Origin of the sequence: Achromobacter sp. Marseille-Q0513 (genome assembly GCF_018195695.1) — a bacterium.
In the GTDB taxonomy this organism is placed as follows: domain Bacteria; phylum Pseudomonadota; class Gammaproteobacteria; order Burkholderiales; family Burkholderiaceae_B; genus Achromobacter.
Window position 1 is genome coordinate 1 of record NZ_JAGTJY010000574.1, and the last position, 405, is coordinate 405.

Sequence of the window (405 nt, forward strand, 5' to 3'; positions counted from 1 at the left end):
GCGGCCGGGCCTGCCGGGGCGGGCGGGAATGGAAGTGGCGCATCGGGCCCGGGGAGTGGCGGGGGCCGGGGGCCGTCGGGTCCAGCACGTGGGCGGAGGCCGGCGCGGCCAGCAGCAGGGGCACGCCGTAGTGGCGCTTGTTGCGCGTCAGCCAGCCCGAGCGCCCCAGCGCCGCCGCGCCCCACAGGAAGAACACCAGACCGGCTATGCCCGCCAGCAGGAAGGCCGGACGGCCGGGAACCAGGTAGCCCGCGCGCGCGGCCAGCCACACCAGGCACAGCGCGGCCAGTGCGTTGCCGCGTAGCGGATTGCGGCCGGTCCAGTTGGCGCCGGCCGTGAGCAGGAAGCCCACGGCGATGGTGGCGACGAAGCCCCACAGCATCTCATGCGCGTGCCAGGCCAGCC

1 protein-coding gene is annotated in these 405 nt (G+C 76.3%); it reads right to left on the bottom strand.

Going from position 1 to position 405, the window contains the following annotated elements; genetic code table 11:
* Positions 1–405 (bottom strand): NnrS family protein (locus KDH83_RS31815; protein WP_212323174.1); only part of this gene is annotated, 405 nt, incomplete at both ends.